Annotated in this window: 20 protein-coding genes; 13 read left to right on the top strand and 7 right to left on the bottom strand. The window is 37.2% G+C overall.

What is annotated here, in order from left to right:
- Nucleotides 1–20 precede the first annotated feature (20 nt).
- From ACFOUV_RS16305 to ACFOUV_RS16275, 7 genes are all read left to right on the top strand, one after another.
- Complete coding sequence (locus ACFOUV_RS16305) at nucleotides 21–839, top strand: DUF368 domain-containing protein (RefSeq protein WP_379497847.1); 819 nt, start codon at nucleotides 21–23, stop codon at nucleotides 837–839.
- Between the two features lie 59 nt (nucleotides 840–898).
- Complete coding sequence (locus ACFOUV_RS16300) at nucleotides 899–1,219, top strand: thioredoxin family protein (protein ID WP_379497846.1); 321 nt, start codon at nucleotides 899–901, stop codon at nucleotides 1,217–1,219.
- 153 nt (nucleotides 1,220–1,372) lie between these two features.
- Complete coding sequence (locus ACFOUV_RS16295; protein WP_379497845.1) at nucleotides 1,373–2,065, top strand: response regulator transcription factor; 693 nt, start codon at nucleotides 1,373–1,375, stop codon at nucleotides 2,063–2,065.
- The gene (locus ACFOUV_RS16290) at nucleotides 2,062–3,417 is read left to right on the top strand and encodes a HAMP domain-containing sensor histidine kinase (protein ID WP_379497844.1); all 1,356 of its coding nucleotides are present in this window, start codon (nucleotides 2,062–2,064) and stop codon (nucleotides 3,415–3,417) included. The genes ACFOUV_RS16295 and ACFOUV_RS16290 overlap by 4 nt, the downstream gene beginning before the upstream one ends.
- Nucleotides 3,418–3,508: 91 nt before the next feature.
- A complete protein-coding gene (locus ACFOUV_RS16285; RefSeq protein WP_379497843.1) occupies nucleotides 3,509–4,147 on the top strand; it encodes a PepSY domain-containing protein in 639 nt (212 codons plus the stop codon).
- A gap of 706 nt (nucleotides 4,148–4,853) precedes the next feature.
- Complete coding sequence (locus tag ACFOUV_RS16280) at nucleotides 4,854–5,399, top strand: PepSY domain-containing protein (RefSeq protein WP_379497842.1); 546 nt, start codon at nucleotides 4,854–4,856, stop codon at nucleotides 5,397–5,399.
- 56 nt (nucleotides 5,400–5,455) lie between these two features.
- Entirely contained in the window at nucleotides 5,456–6,334 is an 879-nt protein-coding gene (locus ACFOUV_RS16275) for a PepSY domain-containing protein (protein ID WP_379497841.1), read from the top strand.
- A gap of 154 nt (nucleotides 6,335–6,488) precedes the next feature.
- Here the strand turns inward: ACFOUV_RS16275 and ACFOUV_RS16270 are convergent, their stop codons facing one another.
- The 5 genes from ACFOUV_RS16270 to ACFOUV_RS16250 form a co-directional block, all read right to left on the bottom strand.
- The gene (locus tag ACFOUV_RS16270) at nucleotides 6,489–8,057 is read right to left on the bottom strand and encodes a bifunctional metallophosphatase/5'-nucleotidase (protein WP_379497840.1); all 1,569 of its coding nucleotides are present in this window, start codon (nucleotides 8,055–8,057) and stop codon (nucleotides 6,489–6,491) included.
- A 111-nt stretch (nucleotides 8,058–8,168) separates the two neighbouring features.
- A complete protein-coding gene (phnE, locus tag ACFOUV_RS16265; RefSeq protein ID WP_379497839.1) occupies nucleotides 8,169–8,969 on the bottom strand; it encodes a phosphonate ABC transporter, permease protein PhnE in 801 nt (266 codons plus the stop codon).
- Nucleotides 8,969–9,718 carry a phosphonate ABC transporter, permease protein PhnE gene (gene phnE / locus ACFOUV_RS16260; protein WP_379497870.1) on the bottom strand — a complete coding sequence of 250 codons (750 nt, stop codon included), beginning with the start codon at nucleotides 9,716–9,718 and terminating at the stop codon, nucleotides 8,969–8,971. Before phnE (ACFOUV_RS16260) ends, phnE (ACFOUV_RS16265) begins: the two co-directional genes overlap by 1 nt.
- Before the next feature lie 62 nt (nucleotides 9,719–9,780).
- The gene (gene phnC, locus ACFOUV_RS16255; protein ID WP_379497838.1) at nucleotides 9,781–10,557 is read right to left on the bottom strand and encodes a phosphonate ABC transporter ATP-binding protein; all 777 of its coding nucleotides are present in this window, start codon (nucleotides 10,555–10,557) and stop codon (nucleotides 9,781–9,783) included.
- Nucleotides 10,558–10,697: 140 nt separating this feature from the next.
- Nucleotides 10,698–11,666, bottom strand: a complete 969-nt coding sequence (locus ACFOUV_RS16250; RefSeq protein WP_379497837.1) for a phosphate/phosphite/phosphonate ABC transporter substrate-binding protein — start codon at nucleotides 11,664–11,666, stop codon at nucleotides 10,698–10,700.
- 216 nt (nucleotides 11,667–11,882) lie between these two features.
- Here ACFOUV_RS16250 and ACFOUV_RS16245 point away from each other — a divergent pair, with 216 nt between their 5' ends.
- The 5 genes from ACFOUV_RS16245 (at nucleotide 11,883) to ACFOUV_RS16225 (ending at nucleotide 15,198) form a co-directional block, all read left to right on the top strand.
- Nucleotides 11,883–12,782 carry a YegS/Rv2252/BmrU family lipid kinase gene (locus tag ACFOUV_RS16245; protein ID WP_379497836.1) on the top strand — a complete coding sequence of 300 codons (900 nt, stop codon included), beginning with the start codon at nucleotides 11,883–11,885 and terminating at the stop codon, nucleotides 12,780–12,782.
- A 27-nt stretch (nucleotides 12,783–12,809) separates the two neighbouring features.
- Nucleotides 12,810–13,379: a DedA family protein gene (locus ACFOUV_RS16240; protein WP_379497835.1), complete on the top strand. Its 570-nt coding sequence runs from the start codon at nucleotides 12,810–12,812 to the stop codon at nucleotides 13,377–13,379.
- A 150-nt stretch (nucleotides 13,380–13,529) separates the two neighbouring features.
- On the top strand, nucleotides 13,530–13,820 hold the full coding sequence (locus ACFOUV_RS16235; protein ID WP_379497834.1) for a glutaredoxin domain-containing protein: 291 nt from the start codon (nucleotides 13,530–13,532) through the stop codon (nucleotides 13,818–13,820).
- 84 nt (nucleotides 13,821–13,904) lie between these two features.
- Nucleotides 13,905–14,348: a YppG family protein gene (locus ACFOUV_RS16230; protein WP_379497833.1), complete on the top strand. Its 444-nt coding sequence runs from the start codon at nucleotides 13,905–13,907 to the stop codon at nucleotides 14,346–14,348.
- Between the two features lie 136 nt (nucleotides 14,349–14,484).
- Entirely contained in the window at nucleotides 14,485–15,198 is a 714-nt protein-coding gene (locus ACFOUV_RS16225; RefSeq protein ID WP_379497832.1) for an alpha/beta hydrolase, read from the top strand.
- A 30-nt stretch (nucleotides 15,199–15,228) separates the two neighbouring features.
- Here ACFOUV_RS16225 and ACFOUV_RS16220 read toward each other — a convergent pair whose 3' ends face one another.
- Together ACFOUV_RS16220 and ACFOUV_RS16215 are read right to left on the bottom strand one after the other, a co-directional pair.
- Nucleotides 15,229–16,092, bottom strand: a complete 864-nt coding sequence (locus tag ACFOUV_RS16220; RefSeq protein ID WP_379497831.1) for a DegV family protein — start codon at nucleotides 16,090–16,092, stop codon at nucleotides 15,229–15,231.
- A 72-nt stretch (nucleotides 16,093–16,164) separates the two neighbouring features.
- The gene (locus ACFOUV_RS16215) at nucleotides 16,165–17,076 is read right to left on the bottom strand and encodes a DMT family transporter (protein WP_379497830.1); all 912 of its coding nucleotides are present in this window, start codon (nucleotides 17,074–17,076) and stop codon (nucleotides 16,165–16,167) included.
- A gap of 527 nt (nucleotides 17,077–17,603) precedes the next feature.
- Here ACFOUV_RS16215 and ACFOUV_RS16210 point away from each other — a divergent pair.
- A complete protein-coding gene (locus ACFOUV_RS16210; protein ID WP_379497829.1) occupies nucleotides 17,604–19,076 on the top strand; it encodes a DEAD/DEAH box helicase in 1,473 nt (490 codons plus the stop codon).
- Nucleotides 19,077–19,144 lie beyond the last annotated feature (68 nt).

Genomic DNA, 19,144 nt, shown 5'->3' with positions numbered 1-19,144 from the left:
CATAGAGGAGAATAGTAGAAATGGAATGGAAAAATTTCTATCGCGGTTTAATGATGGGAGCCAGTGATGTTATTCCTGGGGTCAGTGGAGGCACAATCGCAGTTTTACTTGGAATATATGATAGGCTGATTGCTTCAATAAATGGTTTATTCAGTAAGGATTGGAAGAAACATTTGGGTTTTCTGATTCCCTTGGGTCTTGGTATATTAACAGCTATCTTTCTATTGGCCAATGTCATTGAATGGTTATTTGCACATTATCCGGGTCCAACCCAGTTTTTCTTTCTAGGATTAATACTGGGCGTTTTGCCCTATTTGTTTCATAAAGCGGAGGCAAAGCATAATTTTAAACCGAAGCATTATTTTTTGCTTCTAATCGGTGTGGTAGTCATAGCATCTATGGCTTTCTTTAATCCAATTGAAGGGGATGTTATTGAGAATGTTACTGCATCTACCTATGTGCTTCTTTTCTTCTCTGGGTTTATAGGCAGCAGTGCAATGATTATCCCTGGAATTAGTGGGTCCTTTATGTTACTGCTGATAGGTGTTTATGCAACCATTATTTCTGCAATCAGTAATCTTCAACTTGATATTATTGCAGTAACTGGCCTCGGAATTGCAATCGGTTTTATTGTAATGAGTAAAGTGATCGCCTACTTTTTAAGGAATTTTTACAGTGGAACATTTGCTGTAATTATTGGACTGGTAATAGGATCTATCTTCGTGGTGTATCCTGGATGGCCAACAAGTACTTCCTTCGTACTGCTCAGTGTAGTTACCTTTGCGGCCGGTTTGTTTGTCGCCTACATTCTCGGTAGAGTCGAATATAAGGAGACGTAAGCAAACCATAAGACATTATTAGGTGAAATCGATACAATGGATATAAAGGAGTGAGTATCATGGAAGCAATTCAAACGGTAGAGGAATTTAATAAAATTATTGAGAGTGAAGAGCCTGTCATCGTTAAATTTTTTGCGGACTGGTGTCCGGACTGCAAACGAATGGATATGTTTATCGGGGAAGTTCAGGAAGAATTTAAGAACTATCAATGGTATGAAGTCAACAGTGATGAAGTCACAGGTTTGGCTGAACAATATGAAGTAATGGGTATTCCAAGCGTACTGATCTTCCAAAATGGAGAAAAGCTTGCACATCAGCATAGCGCCTATACCAAGTCACCTGAGTCTGTAACAGAATTCCTGCATCAGCAGCTTGGTTAAATCCAAACACGATCATTCATTAACCGGCTGATCGTGTTTTTATTATGTGTTTTTCTACCAGGATATCGTGTTATTATCTGTTTATTAGTATAATAAATATAAAATAGTTCAAATACCATTTTAGATGGACATAGATAGAAAGCTGGTGTGAAAATGAGCGAGACTAAAATATTGATAGTGGAAGATGAACCGAAAATAAGCCGTGTCCTACAATTGGAATTAGAATATGAAAATTATGAAACCGAAATAGCAGCTAATGGAAAAGACGCTATTCGATTAATTGAGGAAAAAGTTTGGGATTTAGTTTTATTGGATATTATGATTCCTGAATTGAGCGGATTGGAGGTTCTTCGAAGAATTAGGAAGACAGACGATCGTACGCCAATTATTCTACTGACTGCAAGGGATGAGGTCCATGATAAGGTAAGTGGCCTGGATCTTGGTGCGAATGACTATATAACGAAACCATTTCAAATTGAGGAACTGCTCGCGCGCATTCGTGTACACTTAAGAAAACCAGTAACGAAGCAGGTCACTGAAGATGTATTGGCTGTAGGAGATCTGACAGTGGATCTGAATGGCCATGAAGTGAAGCGAAATGGAAGGACAATCGAATTGACACCACGTGAATTCGATCTGCTTGTATGCCTCTTAAAGAATAAGAATATTGTACTGACCAGGGACAAATTGATTGAGCAAGTATGGGGATTTGATTATTTTGGAGATACCAATGTAGTCGATGTTTATATACGTTATTTACGAAAAAAAGTGGATAAAGATTTTGATGAAGCATATATCCAGACCGTAAGAGGTGTCGGATATACAATAAAGGATCAGTTTAAATGAAACTAAGGACAAAAATCCAACTTTTTTCCAGTCTGTTCATGCTTGTACTAATTTTACTTGTGAATACATCTATCTATTTTCTTTTTCAAAAAACAGCAGCAGACAGTGAACTTGAACAATTAGCTGTTCATGCAGAAACGCTCACGGTAGCCTTTGCCGAAAACCCTGAAATAACAAATGAAGAAGCTAGTAACTTAATTAATGCATATCTGCCAACAAATGGAATGATTCGGATTATTGATGAAGATGGCGGCTATACAATTCCTATAAAAACAAAAGATGAAGATTACAGAAAATTACCATTGGAATACACGACAGCAGAATCCCAAACAATTGTTTCCGGTCAAAATAGCTCGGATATTGCGGTTATCACCAAACCAATCATTTGGGGTTCAGGTGAAGTTGTGACATTACAGATTTCTAATCATCTCGTTCATTTGGAAGAGACCATGACGACTCTGTTCTATGTATTGGTTTTAGCAGGAGCAATGATGTTAGTGCCATCTGTAATTGCGGGATCACTGCTTAGTCGCTTTTTATTAAATCCAATTCAGAAGTTAAAACAGGCAATGATAGACAATACAAAGCATGACATTTGGCAGAAAATTGATTTGGATAACCGTTCAAGGGATGAGCTCTATGAAATGGAAATGACATTCAACGAAATGATTGATTATTTACGTGATAACTTTGAAAAACAGGAGATTTTTGTATCCAATGCCTCCCATGAATTGAAGACGCCCATACAGATTGTGAAAAGTTATGCACAACTTCTGGCAAGACGGGGAAGTGAGAATCCGGAACTTTTTAAAGAATCCATTGAAGCAATTGACTCAGAAGCAGATCGTATGAATAAACTGGTGGAACAAATGCTTTCACTTGCAAAGAATAAACAATCATCGAATATGGAAAGGGTTGATTTAGGTTTACTTTCAGAAGAAACCATAGCTAAATTTCAACGGGCCTATTCACGCGAATTGTTCTTTCAAAAAAATGCTGAGGATTTATTTGTGATGGGAAACAGAGCTCAATTGGAACAGGTTATCTATATACTGATTGAGAATGCGATAAAATATAGTAGTGATCAAATCAATATAAGTATTTCAAAAATCAATCATGATGTGTATTTTCAAGTAAGAGATCATGGAGACGGCATTCCTGAAGAAGAGCATGGTCGCATATTTGATCGTTTCTATCGGGTAGATAAGGCTAGAAGCAGAGAGACAGGTGGAAGTGGCCTTGGTTTGGCAATCGCGAAAATAATTACGGAACAGCATTCCGGTCAGCTTACCGTATCAAGTAAATTAGGAGAAGGTTCAACGTTTTCACTACGTCTACCGATTGATAGCTAGAAGCCCCTTACTCATCAAATTATAATCTAATTCACAGGTCAAATTCATTATCTTGTGATAGGGTGATGGTGTTAAGGAAGGAGGAGAAATAGTGAAGAAAAAATTAATAATTACTTTATCTATAGTAGCTGTAGTTGCATTATTAGGATTCGGTTTATATCAATCGGGCGCTTCATCTGCAGAACCAACATTATCATCAGATGAAATTCGCGATCTGATTCTGGAACAATACCCAGGTTCAATTCTAGGATTAGAATATGAAGAAGACGCTAATGATGCTTTTTATAAAGTTGAACTAGAAAGTAATGGTAATCTATATACGATTGAAATCAATGGAAACACAGGAGAAGTTATTGATTTAAAAGTAGATGAATTAGTAACTCCAAATAATAACGCTGGAAATAACAATAGTGATAAAGAGAAAGAACAGGATCAATCAGAGACAAATGAAAGTCCATCGAAAGAACAAAAGCAAGAGCCTGGTCCAAAAGAAGAAACTGCTACGGAGGGAGATTCCAGTAATGCAATGATCAGTGAAGCAAAGGCAAGGGAAATAGCACTTGCTGAATTTTCAGGAACCGTAACCGAAATAGAGTTGGATGAAGACGATGGGCGTTATGCTTACGAAGTGGAAATTGAAAATGGAGAAGACGAAGCAACAATTGAAATTGATGCCTACACTGGGAACGTTCTGGTGTTGGAAATCGATAAAGAAGATGACGATGACTAACATTTTAAAGCTGCCAGCATAAAATTCCGGCAGTTTTTTTTATTGGAATTTTTGTATTGCTTGCTGCTTTATAAACTTCACAGTTGAGATAAACTGCGAAGTAACTTCTTCTATGTATGTTAGATCCTATTCCCAAAATCATATAAAGCGATGTAACTGCTGGCTGATATCCAAAGATGTGTGCTATTGCTGCCGTCCGGGATCGCTACGGGCGGATGCGCATCCTTAGGGCACGGCCTCAGCCTCCTCGAGAAACCCACTCTGCGGGGTCTTCGGACACGTGCTTTTCCCGCAGGAGTCACCGCCCACAGCGATGCCGGACTGGTGAAGCTGAGTGATTAGATTTTTATAACAATCACTAATGCAGTTAATAGTTTATTATTCTCTAACCAGCTCTGGGAAATACACGGAGACTCCTACGGGAAGAGAGGCATAGGTGAGACACTGAAATGCGTCAGCATGAAGGGGCTCACCAGCCGCCCGTGGAAAGCGCAGTGTATTTCCCGGAGCGGTCGCCGAAGTAACTGCATATTGTTAGAAACAACCAGCAGTTACTTCGGATTTTATGTATTTTGTGACTAAATAAGAAGCTACTCCTTAAATGAAAGTAACTTCATGTATTTCTCATCAATTTCTAATCTTATTCACATGGGACTTTCAGGTAAGGTGGATAGTATAAAGGTAACTAGAAAACAAGGAGGAAAGTATGATGAATAAAAAATTAGTTCTTACATTAGGTACATTAACAGTTGCTGGTGTATTTGGATTTGGTATATATCAATCGGAGGCTGCGCCAGTAGATTCCACTTTATCAACAGAAGAGGTAAGCCGATTAATTCAAAGTCAATATCCTGGAACGATTACAGAAATGGAAATAGATAAGGAATTTAACAAAGTAATTTATGAAGTGGAAATACAGGGGGATGGAGTTGAGTACGAATTAGAGTTAGACGGTGATACCGGTGAAGTATTAAAAGAAAAACAAAGCGAAAATGATGATAGAGATGATAACTATAACTATTCAGAAGAACCTACTAATGGATCCGATGTTAATTCAAAGGTTATTGGTGATGAAAAAGCAAGAAAGATTGCATTAGAAAATTTTAATGGAACAGTTACTGATTTTGAACTGGATGAAGACGATAATCAATTGATATATGAGATTGAAGTTAAAAATAGCAATAAAGAAGCAGAATTTGAAATTGACGCTATTACAGGTGAAATAATAGAGATGGAAATAGATAAAGATTGAGTTACTAAAGGCCATCCTTATAATTTTAACGAAAATAAAAGTCCGGAGGGAAAAAGATGAAAAATAAATTCAGTATCATAATTGGTACAATGGCTGCGGCAACTATCTTAGGACTAGGATTTTCTCAATCAGGCACTGTCCAGGCTAACCCAAATCTATCACTAAAAGATGTAAGATCTCAGTTACAGAATCAGTATCCAGGGGAAATAACGGAACTGGAACTGGATAAGGAAGCTAAGAGTCCAATCTATGAAGTCGAGATTAATATTGAAGGTAAAGAATATGAATTATCTGTTGACGGTAACACGGGAGAAGTATTAAATTTATCTGAAAAAGCTATGCAAAAGAGAGTAAAAGTGTCAGATGAAAAAACAACAACAAACAAAGACAGTGCGAATCAAAATGCGAGTAAGTTAAAATTCACAGAAAAATCAAGTGCAGTGCAGGAAGGTGAAAAAGAAAACAATGATGATGGTAACAAAGATGATAGCGCTAAAGAAGTAAATACATCCGAAAAAAATCCGAAAGAAACCGTAGAAAAGGCAGAAAAAGATGACGATAATTCTGATGATCAGGATAGTACCAAGATAACGCAGGAGGTAAAATCCAATACGGAAACAGGCAAAGTTGATTCTGCACCTAAAACTGCACCTGCTCCAAAAACTCCCGAAGCTCCTAAGAAAGCAGAGAGCAATAATAATGCAGTAGAAAAGCCAGAGAAGCCGGCCAAAAAAGCTGTTATTGGAGAAGGTAAGGCGAAAAGTATTGCACTTGGCCAATTTTCTGGAAATGTAGAAGAAATTGAGCTTGATAACGACGATGGCCGTTCCATTTATGAAGTTGAAATAAAAAATGGCAATAAGGAAGCAGAGGTTGAAATTGATGCTTATACGGGGGCGGTTTTGGTAATCGAAATTGATACAGACGATGATTGATAAACGCATCGTTCGGTCGCTCATTAGTTTTATGAGTGACCTTTTTCATGGAATTCAGCCTCGTTCGGTCACTCATCGGCGTCATGAGTGACCATTCCCAAGGAATTCTGCGTTGTTCAGTCATTCATCGGCATTATAATTAAGATAGAATTTATTAAACGATTACTGAAAAGTTATTTTTCACGATTAAATCTACAACCTGTTTCTTTTGAAAATATGCCCTGATTAGCTCAACTGCATCTTGTTGAATTTCTTTAACAACAGTTTTGTTTTTAAACATGTGATAATTTCCACCACCGGATGCACGGTAATTATTTAGAACGACATGATAGTTTTGCTTTAAGTCAAGAGGCTCCCCGTGGTAACTCAGATTTGAAATTCTTGTTCCTACAGGCTTGGATACTTGAATCGTATACTCAATTCCTTCCCACATATCATAATTATAATGCTGTGGTTTTGGATTGATGTACGCTGGATTTACAGCTACCTTATCATTAATGACAATGAAATACTCCGCACTTTTTTCTAGCGCGTCTTTGATATCTTTTCCAGTCAGTTCAAGAACGACCAGTGTATTTGGATACATATAATTAGAAACAATATCCCTCATTGTAACGACAGATCCAAAGCCAGTTGACGTATTATTTAAAAGCGAAGTAACAGAAATATCTACACCACTTGCATCCATCTGAACCTCCTGTATGAACTGGATAAATGCATGTTTGTTAATTCTCGCCATGAAAGGATCTTCAATAAGCATATCACCTTTAATTTGACCGATTGGCTCATCAAGCCATTGTTGTGTCGATTCTTCCAAGCCCTTCATGTAGTCTGCTATTTCTTGACTCGTATCTGCATGGTTTAATTCATGAAGGTTTCCGATCTTATCTGTTATCCTCCATTTGTCATTATTGCATTCCAACTTCAATTCGACTTTACCATAGCCCTGTCCGTTATTCCCGGGTTGCATGATCAACACATCATTTATTGATCCAGTTAACCTGCGATGTTGATGTCCCGTGAGCAATATATCAATTCCTTCAATCTGCTGGCACATTTGATAGCCTTGGTTTTCTCCGGTCAGTTTTTCTGTGGGCTCTCCTGATTCAATATCACGTTCGAAGCCTCCATGATACGAAGCAATCAGAATATCTGGTTTTTCAACTTCGTGAATATGATGAACCCATTTATTTAGTATGGAAAACGCATCGGCAAATTCAATCCCATTAATATGACTAGGAGACTCCCAGTTAGGAATATAATGCGTTGTAACACCAACGATGGCTACCTTGATACCATTTTGTAACGTTTTAATGATATATGGAGGGCCATACTTCGGTTTATTTGTAGTTTTATCCAGTATATTTGCTGAAATCCATGGAAAGTCAGACTGATTAATTGCATCAGCTAGAATCTTATCTCCAAAATTAAACTCGTGATTTCCGATAACTCCGGCATCAATTCCAATTCGGTTCATAATTCCTATCATTGGATTTTCTTTATCACGATGTTCTTTTACATAATGAGTCATTAACGGTGTTCCTTGAATGAGATCACCATTATCGATGACAATAAGATTTTCGGTATTTTGTCTTTCTTCCTTTACAATAGATGCATATTTGACTAATCCGATATCTGCCTTTTCATTTGTTCCATATAAAATAGGCATTGCATTCCCGTGAATATCACTTGTATAAAGTAGGGTAATTTTAGCTGTTTGCAATACGTTGCATCCTTTCTATAAAAGCAAAGTGTCCCAAAGGAGGGTGAAAAAACTTCCTCAGGGACATCGTACTCGTAAAAATATAATATCTCAACTCTTAAAACACTCTCGTTAGATGATTTTTCTTCTGATTCTTGCAGAAGCAAAGTCAATAATCGTTACGACAATAATGATGGCCAATAGGATGGTTCCCATTTCATTCCAGTTCCGGTTATTAGAGGCAAAGATGATCATTGTCCCGATTCCACCTGCACCTACAATACCAAGAATGGAGGAGGCACGTATATCTACTTCAAAACGGTAGATGGCATAAGACAGAAATTCAGGCGTAATCTGTGGCATTACCCCATAGAATAAGATCTGTAATTTGTTGGCTCCACTTGCTTCCATGGCTTCAACTACATTCATATCAATCGACTCAATAATTTCTGCGAACATTTTCCCAAGCATTCCTGTCGAACCAATAGCAATCGCAAGTACCCCTGCAAATGCATTCGGTCCAACAGCAACTACAAATAATATTGCTAAAATGATATCCGGGAAGGCACGTACAGCGGATAGAATCCACTTACCAATGGTTGAAAAAATAACGCCACCCATCATATTCCGAGCTGCAAGAAATGCTAAAGGAACTGCTAAAACTGCTGCCATTAAGGATCCGGCAAACGCGATAAATATGGTTTCAAGCATACTCATTGCGACATCACCTGTTGCAGACCAGTCTGGGCTGAACAGCCTTGGTATCACACGGCTGAAGTTGTTGGCTGCACGCTCGATTGCACGTCCCCAATCAATATCAATACTGACGAAGGTCCAGACATACATAGCTAGTATTAAAACAGCAATTATTATGTTTTTAATATTTTTATATATCGTGTTCTTTGGCTTTGGAGGTAAGGAATAATTTTTCATTATAACAAAGCCTCCCTTATTTTCGTACTAATGTATTCAATAACAATGACTACGACAAAGATAAGAATAATAATCATCATCGCATTCGGATAATTATAAAATCCTAGTTGCTGATTCAAAATCAATCCAATACCACCTGCACCTACTAATCCCAATACAACAGACGCACGAATATTAATTTCAAATACATAGAGTACAAGGGAAGTAAACTGGGGTAACACTTGTGGTATTAATGCATACCAAATTACTTGAAAAACGTTACCACCCGATGCACGCATTGCTTCCATCGGATTCATATCGACAGACTCAATCGTTTCACTGATGAGTTTTGCCAGGATACCCAAGGAAAAAATAATTAGTGCAAGAATTCCCGGGAAGAGTCCAATACCAAATAGCCCAACAAAAATAACTGCTAATACTAAATCTGGAATGGTACGCAAAATATTCAGGAATGTTCGCGTTATAACGTATAATGGCTTAAACGTTGTTACATTTTCTGCTGCTAAAAGAGCCAAAGGAACGGTTAAAATTGCAGCAACTGTGGTTGCAATAATTGCCATTTGAATCGTTTCTACCATAGGTCCCCAGATAGCTGATATTACTGCTGTGTTGGGCGGGAAGAACTTTTCGGCTACCGTAAACATATTACCGATTGCTCCACCGAATCCACCAGCCATTTGTCGTTGTGTCCAAAACATACTAAATAGATAGATTCCTAGTACAACAAAAAAGATAATTGTGACCTGCATTTTTGTTTTTGCAGGATATATAGGTGGTACAGCCCTCGGAGTGATTGAGTTGTGTTCAGTTGTCACGATTCATCTGCCCCCCCACGTAAGTCATCCTCACGTATTGTACGGCCATAAATTTCTTCAAACGTTTTTTCTGTAACTTCGGATACTGGTCCATCAAAGACAACTTCTCCGGCACGCATACCAATGATACGATCAGCATATTCCATTGCCATATCAATAAAGTGAAGGTTTACGATTGTAGTAATGTTATCTTCCTTGTTAATTTTCTTTAAATAGGTCATTACTTGGTGGGATGTTGGTGGGTCTAGGGATGCAACAGGTTCGTCAGCCAGAATATATTTAGGTTGCTGCGTTAACACACGAGCAATACTAACACGTTGCTGTTGTCCACCACTCAGCTCGTCAGCACGACTATAAATTTTTTCAGCGATATTTACACGTTGTAGGCTCTCATATGCAAGACCAACATCTTCTTTTTTGTAGGCATTGAAAATGGAACGCAATGTGCCAGTATGACCGAGACGACCTGCCAATACGTTTTTTAACACGTTGGAACGTTTTACTAGATTATAGCTTTGAAATATCATACCTGTTTTCGTGCGGAGTTTTCGCAGATGAGAACTGCGATATTTAAGAATGTCTTCATTATCGACAAGAAGAGAACCCGAAGTGGGGGTTACTAAGCGGTTTATACTACGGATAAAAGTGGATTTTCCCGCACCGGACAATCCTACAATGACAACAAACTCTCCATCATTTATGGTAACATTTATATTTTTTAAACCCTCTGTGCCGTTTGGGTATACAAGTCCAACGTTTTTAAATTCAATCATTGTATGTATTTCCTCCATTATAGTCTAAGTTAGTCTTCTATTACTGAACATTAGGAAAAAAGGGAAGTAATTACTCCCCTTTTATTAATTGTTTATTCCTATTCGAAGTCCTTCAATACGGTTACGGTTTTAATTCAATATTATAATTCAATATTGTCTTTAAATTTAGCATACGTATCTTTTACAACTTGGTATTCTTCATCAGAAGCTTCGTCGATTTCATCCCAGTTGTATACTTCGTTCATAATTTGGATCATTTCTTCATCTTCATTGAAGGATAAGAAAGTATCTTTGATTTGTTGAACGAATTCATCGTCAAGTTCTTTCGTGACAGAAATCGTATCATTTGGAATTTCTTGTGTATAACCAAGAATTTTAAGGTCGTCCATCACTGTTGGATATTCTTCTTCAAGTTCAGTACGGACATCATCAAAAGTAGTCGCTACATCAGCGTCTCCTTCAAGCACGGCAATTGCTGAATTATCATGACCACCGGTTTGTACTGTACCACCAAAGAAATCACTTTCTAACTCTGCAGCAGTATCATAACCGAATTCTTCCATTAATTCATTTGCAGGGAACAGATAACCGGAAGTAGATCCTTGGTCACCATAAGCCCAGGTTTTACCCTCTAAGTCTGCTAAACTCTCAATTCCGGAATCATTACGTACCACATATTGTGCTTTATAAGTACCGGAACCGTAACGAATGGATTTCAAGATTACTTCAACATCATACTGCTCATTAGCTAATACATAACCAAATGCTGGAATGAAACCAACATGTACTTGATTAGCTCCCATTGCTTCTACGAGTGCATTGTAGTTTGTCATAACTTGTCCTTGAACTTCAATATCAAGTTCCTCACCTAAACGTTCTGCTAAAGGTTCAATTGTGTCTGCAATTGTATCTGAGTCCTGTGATGGTACAAACCCGATTACTAAAGTCTCAGGTATCATACCTTCAGCTGATTCTTCAGTTGTCTCTTCTGAAGAAGTTTCGTCAGCTTCTTCGTTTTCATTACTGGCATCTGTATCATCTGATCCACCACACGCCGCTAATACAAGTGCTAACGCTAACACTAGTAATAAACTATAAAGTTTTTTCATCTTGACCCTCCTGTTTTTTATGTATTAATAAGCTTACTGTTCTATTAAATATTATTCTCCAATAAAAAGCTAGTCGTTTTACTGTAAATTTACAGTTTTTTAACAATCTTATTGCAATTAGATGTCAATCAGAATATATTCCTGCTTAAATGATACTTGAGGGTTTGATTTATTTAAAATAGGCTATATCTAGTTATATATACAGGAGGACAAAATATGCCTAAATACAAAAGAGCATTATTTTTATATCACATACATGCCGGGAAAAATAATATCGAACAAAAACTTTCACAGACGTTACCGATACTGAGTAAAAATATAAAGGAACTTATTGTTTTGCAGACAGAAACTGTACAAGAAACTGAAAATGCATGTAAATTGTATGGAGAAGAAATTGACCTTCTTATCATTTTAGGAGGCGATGGAACGCTGCATACATGTGTAAACAGTATTGCGCCTTTAAAGAAGAGGCCAGTTATGGCTATTTTGCCGGGAGGTACTTCCAACGACTTTAGTCGAATGTTACAAATCCCACAGAATTTGCAAGCTGCAGCTGAAATGATTATTGAGGGTGAACCTACAAATATTGATGTAGGGAAATCAAATCAGCGATACTTTCTTAACTTTTGGGGAATCGGGTTAGTAACAGATACCTCGCAAAATATGAACAAAAATGAAAAGAAAAGCTTGGGAGCACTTAGTTATTTAATGAGTGCAATCCGAACCGTCAATAATGCTGAGTCTTTCACTTATAAATTATGTAGTGATGAGAATCAATTTGAAGGCGAGGCAGTTTTAATTGCTATTCTTAACGGAAAATATATTGGTACGAGAGAAATACCTATTTCAACAATCAGCCCAACGGATGGATTGCTAGATGTATTGATCGTAAAAAATTCCAATTTATCTTCATTCCGGGAATTACTCAGTATGGATAGGGAAAATACAAATAAAGAAGAGATGGAACAGTTGACACATTTTCAGACAGACCAACTATCTATTTCGACAATGGGAACAAAAGATATTGATATGGATGGAGAAATTCTTTCGTCTACACCTGCTGAAATTACGGTATTACATAACCATATTAAAATGGTTCAGGCACCTAGAAAATAAAGAGGAAGCAGAAGGAGCAGACAAGCTGTGGTGGATACAATTATTGACTTTATAAGTGGTCTGGGGATTTGGGGATTGTTCGCTTCTGTAGCAATTGAAGCTTCATCAGTTCCCTTCCCAGGTGGATTTATTACATTATTTTTTGGGTATTTATTGAATTTATCTTTCGTAAAATTAGTATTGATTGGCCTATTAGCAAGTCTTGTCTATACGATATTCAGTCTTATTCCATTCACAATCGGTTATAAAATGGAAGAAAAACTAAAAGAAAAGACAAACAGGAAAAACATCGAAAAAGCCCAGAAAGCATTTAAGCGATTTGGTAAATGGAGTGTAGCAATCTCCAGACCACTTGGCATTGGTAACTATATATCCTATGTTGCTGGGATAAGTAAGATGAACATTTGGAATTTCATTATTTTGACGATCATTGGCATTGCCCCGTGGATGGTAGGTATGCTATGGTTGGGCAGTATAGGGAATATTGAATCGGTTAAGAATTTAATAGGAGAAATCCAACTCTATGGTGTTCTAATCGTCGCGTTAGCAATCATTGGCTTTGTAATTTATCGAAAGAAAATAAGAACTCAGAATTAATATTTTTCACAATGAACATAGCTGAATGGCTATGTTTTTTGTAATAATAATGTAATATTTATTGCTTATTTCGGTTTAGATATAGTTTACAACGGGTACCAGAAAATTATACAACCCTTATTATAAGGGAAAGGTATCGGAGGAATAAGAATGAGTAACAATCAAGTTATCATTTATATAAGTAACAACAACAGTATTCAATCCAATAAAGTCATTAATTTAATGAATGAGCACAATATCCCATTTATTACAAAAAATGTATCAGATAACACGGAACATATGAAAGAGCTTCAAGCAAAAGAAATTTACGGGACCCCTGCAACTTATATTGATGATCAGAAAGTTATACTGGGATACCAAAAAAACAAAATTAAGCATGCATTAGGTCTGGATGACAATACATCGCATTACAGTTCCCTTTTTGAGGGGTTCGATAAATAGGATCAAATGCCCGAATATACACACTTTGTATTAAACACGCATACTCTATTATAAACAGGAAGTCGATAAAAGAGGTGTGTGGAAATGCAATATCTAGCCTTTAAACAACCAAATGAATTTTCACCAGTTAATAATTATTCAAACAATCCCAACTCATATCTCACATCATATCATCCGAACCGAAACTGGAATGTACCGGAATTTCACCAAACACCATATGAATTATTTGCAAAACCTGAATTGCCTGTTCAATGGCCTAATGAATTGCAGATGAATGCTGAGTTGTTGGCAGAGAACAATGGCAATGTAGGAGGTCCAGCAGTAGGATCTGCTGGAGGCCCAACAGGAGGAAATGTTGGTGGACCAATAGGTAGTCCGGCAGACGGCCCAGCATCCTATTTCTATAATGGAAATGGACAGCTTGATTTTGATAAAGTTTTATCTACAGTTGGACAATTAGCAAATACCTATCACCAAGTGTCCCCCATTGTAAAACAATTTAGTTCACTTATTAAGACATTCAGATAATTCCAGCTTGCTTTATGACGTTACTAGTGATTTTTGTAAAAACAGGAAATTAAAAATTAGGCGAATGATAATAGGATGAAGGATTAAGGAAGAAGATATAGATGGGGAAGGAAGCGGAAAAAGAGGAGAATATTTTATGATTGCATGCTTAGTAATACACGGATACACAGGCGGACCTTATGAAGTGGAACCACTGGCTGAATTTTTGGAGGAAAATACGGATTGGCATATTGAAGTTCCTACCTTGCCGGGGCATGGCAAGGAACTTCATTTGAAAAATGTATCTTATAAAAAATGGATAAATGCAGCTGAGAATGAGTTGAAAAAACTACAAAACCAATTTGAAAAGGTCTATGTCATTGGATTTTCCATGGGTGGAATGATCGCGGCCTATCTCGCGGCTAAGTATAAAATCGATAAGCTTGTTTTGTTGGCAACGTCAGGTAGGTATCTAAGCTTTAAACAAATCGGTTTGGATGTCGCTGATGTGATCGGTGACGGAATCCGGGGAGAGCTCAAGGATAATAAAATGTATAATCATTACAAAAAGAAGCTTGGTGCAGTTCCAATGAAAGCTAATTTTGAATTTATGAAATTAGTAAGGTTTACGCGACGCTATTTGGATAAAGTGGAATCCCCTGTATTAATAGCACAAGGCCATTTGGATGGTATGGTACCATATAAAACAGCTTATTATTTGGATAAGGAAATCCATTCCGATCAAAAAGAAATCGTGTTTTTTGACCGATCCAGACATCTCATTTGCCTGGGTGATGATAAGGACACATTAAATGGAATGGTTTATGATTTCCTTGTTGAAGAGAAAGAAAAATCCCCTGCTCCTATGTAAAAGGGAGCATGGGTTTTTTCTTTGGCGCTGTTATTTAATATTGTCTTTAAAAAAAGCGATTACTAATGCACCTTCACCACCATATGTTGAAATTAATGGCCCAGTATCTGTAAGGTAGGAGTCTTTGAATGAATATTTACTTCGAATGTCGGATAGAACTTGTTTTGCGCGTTCAGCGTCATTGCAATGCGTCATTGAAATGATTTTTTCTTCTGCATTTTTTGTATAATCGCCAATTTGTTCAACAAATCGTCTAATGGACTTTTTATCTCCACGTACTTTTTCCGATACTTCAATCGCTCCCTCGTCACTCGCTCGCATTAATATTTTGATGTTCAATGTCTTTGCAATTTTCCCTTTCACCTTATCAAGTCGTCCACCAAGAACAAGATTTTCAAGGGTCTTTAATACGAATAGTGTGGTAGTCTGATCGACACGCCCGCGAAGATGTTTAACAAGTTCTTCAAAAGGATAGTCTTCATCAAGTTTAACGCTTGCCTCATGCAATAAAAGTGATATTCCGCATGATGCTGTTTTTGTATTAATAACTTCAATCTTGCGTTCTGGTTCCTCCTCAAGAAGCATGGTTTTACCAATTATAGCATTGTCATATGTACTACTTAGTTCCTTTGATAAACTTAGCATTATAATAGGTATACTCGGATCTACTTCTTTATATGCGTCATAAAAGTCGTTCGGACTTGGTGCTGCAGAACGTGGTAATTCCTTCAGTTCCTTTACTTTTTGATGATAACCCGCCAAATCTAAAGTAACATCACTTTTATATTCCCCATCACTGAAATGTAAATAAAGTGGGACCACTTTTATATCCAGATTTTCATATAAGCGTTCAGGAATATCTGCTCCACCGTCTGTCATAAGTTGAATTCTCATGCCTTCACCTGCTTACAATTAATTTACTATATATTATATCAGCATTTCTACATTCTTAATATGAATATGAAGCTACTTCAAGTTTTTTCTGGAAATGGTAACCTTGCTCTTCCTCGATGTGCTCATAATAAATAGAAAGAGACCGAATATAACAATTGTACCACCTAGTAATTGAGACCATGTCAGTGACTCACCTAGTATAAAATAAGCAAGTATACTAGCTCCGATCGGTTCGAAAACAATTCCCATGGAGATGGTGGATGCACTTAGCCATTTCAGTGACCAATTAAATAAGGTATGTCCCAAAAAGGTTGGTACAATAGCTAAAGCTAGGAAGATCCACCAATGATCTGCAGGATAGCCAAAGAATGGATTTTTCAGTACCAAATTATAAATAATTAATGTGATGGAACTGACTCCGTAGACGATAAAGGTATACGTCATTAACGATAAATGCTTTCGCACACTTTGTCCGGATAAAAAATAGAATGTAACTGCAATAGCTCCGAGCAGTGCCAAAATATCGCCGAATAGTGCCATTCCACCCAGTTGGAAATCACCTACTCCAATGATCAAACTTCCGAATAACGCAATAAGCATGCTAATAATAGTACCGTACGAAAACTTTTCCTGAAAAAACAAATAGGTCCCAATAAAGGCGAAAATAGGCTGCATGGTTACTAGAACGACCGAGCTCGCTACAGATGTGTAATTTAAAGATTCAAACCATAAAATAAAATGCAGTGCCAAAAATACCCCAGCAAGGATGGAAAGTATCCAATTCTTTTTCGATATGAAGCGGAATTCATGTCTATATTTTAATAAAACGATGGGTAACATAATCAGAACTGCAAATAATAACCTGTAATTAGCAATGATGGCAGAGGGGGCCCCTGGTGCAAGCTTTACTAAGATAGCCGAAGTCGATACAGCAATTACACCAATAATGACAGCGGCATATGGATTAAATGGAGGGAGACGCATGAAAAACATCCTTTGCAATTTGATGGTCAATCAATCTCTATGTAGTTATCCTGTCGAAATGTAATTTAACTTATATATATGATAAATATTAATTTAATTTGAGGCTGAAATACGATGATATCATTAATTCTACCATGGCAAAAGAAAAATCATCAAGCCGCATAGTAGATATAAATACAATATATGTGGTATGATAATGGAAGCATTAGTATTGAGGCCTCTTACCACGTATAGGTGAAGCCTTTTTTGTACTTTAATATGAATAAAATATAATGATACGAGATCAGGTCTTATATTCCCTTTTAAATAGCTGGTATAAACAAATATAAAATAAGATTTTAGCATATCAGCGCATTTTCAGTTCCGCATCATAGAGCATCCATGCTGTGAAAAGTGGCGGAAATTGTAAATTCAGAAGGTTTTATCTGCATGTTCAGGCGGGAAATTATTTAAAGAATAAAGTATAAGAAAAATTCAAGGGCCTCTTTTGCGAATAAATTTTCACAAAAAAAGGAGTCGACTATTAAGTGACTAAATTTAACGAACTGGGTGTTTCAGCCCCAATTATGAAAGCATTAGAAAAAATGGGATTCGAGGAAGCAACACCAATTCAGGCAGAGACAATTCCAATGGCAATGGAAGGTAACGATGTTATTGGACAAGCTCAAACAGGAACAGGTAAAACAGCTGCATTTGGAATTCCAATGATAAACAAGATAGATTCGAAATTAAAGAAAATTCAAGGCTTGGTTGTAGCCCCTACAAGAGAGCTTGCAATTCAGGTTGCTGAAGAATTAAATCGATTAGCGAAATTTACTGGTGTTCGGGCATTATCGATTTATGGCGGATCACCAATGGATCGTCAAATTCGTGCATTGAAAGATGGCCCACAAATTGTGGTTGCTACTCCAGGAAGACTATTGGATCATATGCGTAGAAAAACAATCCGTATTGATGCTGTTCAAACGGCAGTATTGGATGAAGCAGATGAAATGTTAAACATGGGATTCATTGATGATATCAAAGATATTCTAAAAGGTATCCCTTCCGAACGTCAAACATTGCTGTTTTCAGCAACGATGCCAAAAGAAATCCGTAATATTGCTACTACTTTGATGAAAACACCGAAAGAAGTCAAAGTGAAAGCAAAGGAAATGACGGTAGAAAATATTGATCAGTTTTTCGTTGAAATTCCGGAAAAGTATAAATTCGATACATTAAATAATCATATGGATATCAATTCACCTGATTTGGCAATCGTATTTAGCAGAACGAAAAAACGTGTTGATGAAATAACGGAAGGATTACAAGCAAGAGGATATCGCGCAGAAGGAATTCATGGTGATTTAACACAAGGTAAACGTATGTCCGTACTAAATAAATTTAAGAGCGGTCGTGTAGATGTACTTGTTGCAACAGATGTTGCGGCACGTGGCCTTGATATTTCCGGTGTAACACATGTTTATAATTTTGATATTCCACAGGATCCTGAAAGTTATGTTCACCGTATTGGACGTACAGGAAGAGCGGGACGTACGGGGGAAGCAATTTCCTTTATTACACCTCGTGAGATTGCTCATTTGCATTTAATCGAAAAAACTACCAAAAGTAAAATGAAGCGATTAGTGCCACCAAGCAATCAAGATGCTCAAAGAGGTCAACAACAAGTAACAATTGATAAGATTGTTAAAACAATTAGTGGTAAAGACTTGCAACCTTATCAGGAAGCAGCTAAAGAATTATTGGAAGACAATGATTCCATTACAGTGATTGCGGCAGCTTTGAGTATGCTGACTAAAGAACGTAGAGACACACCTGTCAGAATATCTTCTGTTGCCCCAATTAGTGTGAAGAAAGCACATGGTTCTGGTTCTAAAGATAATAATCGTCGTTCGAATAACAAACGCGTTTATGGCCAACGTAGTGGTGGTCAAGGTGGACGTAATCAAGGTGGAAGAAGCCGTAAAGGGAACTTCCAACGCAGAAATCGCGATCAATAAAGAATAAATGTATACAAAAAAGGCTCCTGATTTTTTTCAGGAGCCTTTTTTGTATACATTCTGTGGGG

Origin of the sequence: Oceanobacillus longus (assembly GCF_042650085.1) — a bacterium.
Taxonomy (GTDB): Bacteria; Bacillota; Bacilli; order Bacillales; family Amphibacillaceae; genus Oceanobacillus; species Oceanobacillus longus.
Note: the sequence above shows the minus strand (reverse complement) of the source record. Positions and strands in the feature narration are given on the sequence as shown.

What these genes read in the sequence shown, in the direction of transcription:
- ACFOUV_RS16295 (WP_379497845.1), top strand. Translation starts at nt 1,373, where the DNA reads ATGAGCGAGACTAAAATATTGATAGTGGAAGATGAACCGAAAATAAGC.
- phnE (WP_379497839.1), bottom strand. Translation starts at nt 8,969, where the DNA reads ATGAAAAATTATTCCTTACCTCCAAAGCCAAAGAACACGATATATAAA.
- ACFOUV_RS16300 (WP_379497846.1), top strand. Translation starts at nt 899, where the DNA reads ATGGAAGCAATTCAAACGGTAGAGGAATTTAATAAAATTATTGAGAGT.
- ACFOUV_RS16215 (WP_379497830.1), bottom strand. Translation starts at nt 17,076, where the DNA reads ATGCGTCTCCCTCCATTTAATCCATATGCCGCTGTCATTATTGGTGTA.
- ACFOUV_RS16280 (WP_379497842.1), top strand. Translation starts at nt 4,854, where the DNA reads ATGATGAATAAAAAATTAGTTCTTACATTAGGTACATTAACAGTTGCT.
- ACFOUV_RS16305 (WP_379497847.1), top strand. Translation starts at nt 21, where the DNA reads ATGGAATGGAAAAATTTCTATCGCGGTTTAATGATGGGAGCCAGTGAT.
- ACFOUV_RS16250 (WP_379497837.1), bottom strand. Translation starts at nt 11,666, where the DNA reads ATGAAAAAACTTTATAGTTTATTACTAGTGTTAGCGTTAGCACTTGTA.
- ACFOUV_RS16275 (WP_379497841.1), top strand. Translation starts at nt 5,456, where the DNA reads ATGAAAAATAAATTCAGTATCATAATTGGTACAATGGCTGCGGCAACT.
- ACFOUV_RS16230 (WP_379497833.1), top strand. Translation starts at nt 13,905, where the DNA reads ATGCAATATCTAGCCTTTAAACAACCAAATGAATTTTCACCAGTTAAT.
- ACFOUV_RS16220 (WP_379497831.1), bottom strand. Translation starts at nt 16,092, where the DNA reads ATGAGAATTCAACTTATGACAGACGGTGGAGCAGATATTCCTGAACGC.
- ACFOUV_RS16235 (WP_379497834.1), top strand. Translation starts at nt 13,530, where the DNA reads ATGAGTAACAATCAAGTTATCATTTATATAAGTAACAACAACAGTATT.
- ACFOUV_RS16290 (WP_379497844.1), top strand. Translation starts at nt 2,062, where the DNA reads ATGAAACTAAGGACAAAAATCCAACTTTTTTCCAGTCTGTTCATGCTT.
- ACFOUV_RS16245 (WP_379497836.1), top strand. Translation starts at nt 11,883, where the DNA reads ATGCCTAAATACAAAAGAGCATTATTTTTATATCACATACATGCCGGG.
- phnC (WP_379497838.1), bottom strand. Translation starts at nt 10,557, where the DNA reads ATGATTGAATTTAAAAACGTTGGACTTGTATACCCAAACGGCACAGAG.
- phnE (WP_379497870.1), bottom strand. Translation starts at nt 9,718, where the DNA reads ATGCAGGTCACAATTATCTTTTTTGTTGTACTAGGAATCTATCTATTT.
- ACFOUV_RS16225 (WP_379497832.1), top strand. Translation starts at nt 14,485, where the DNA reads ATGATTGCATGCTTAGTAATACACGGATACACAGGCGGACCTTATGAA.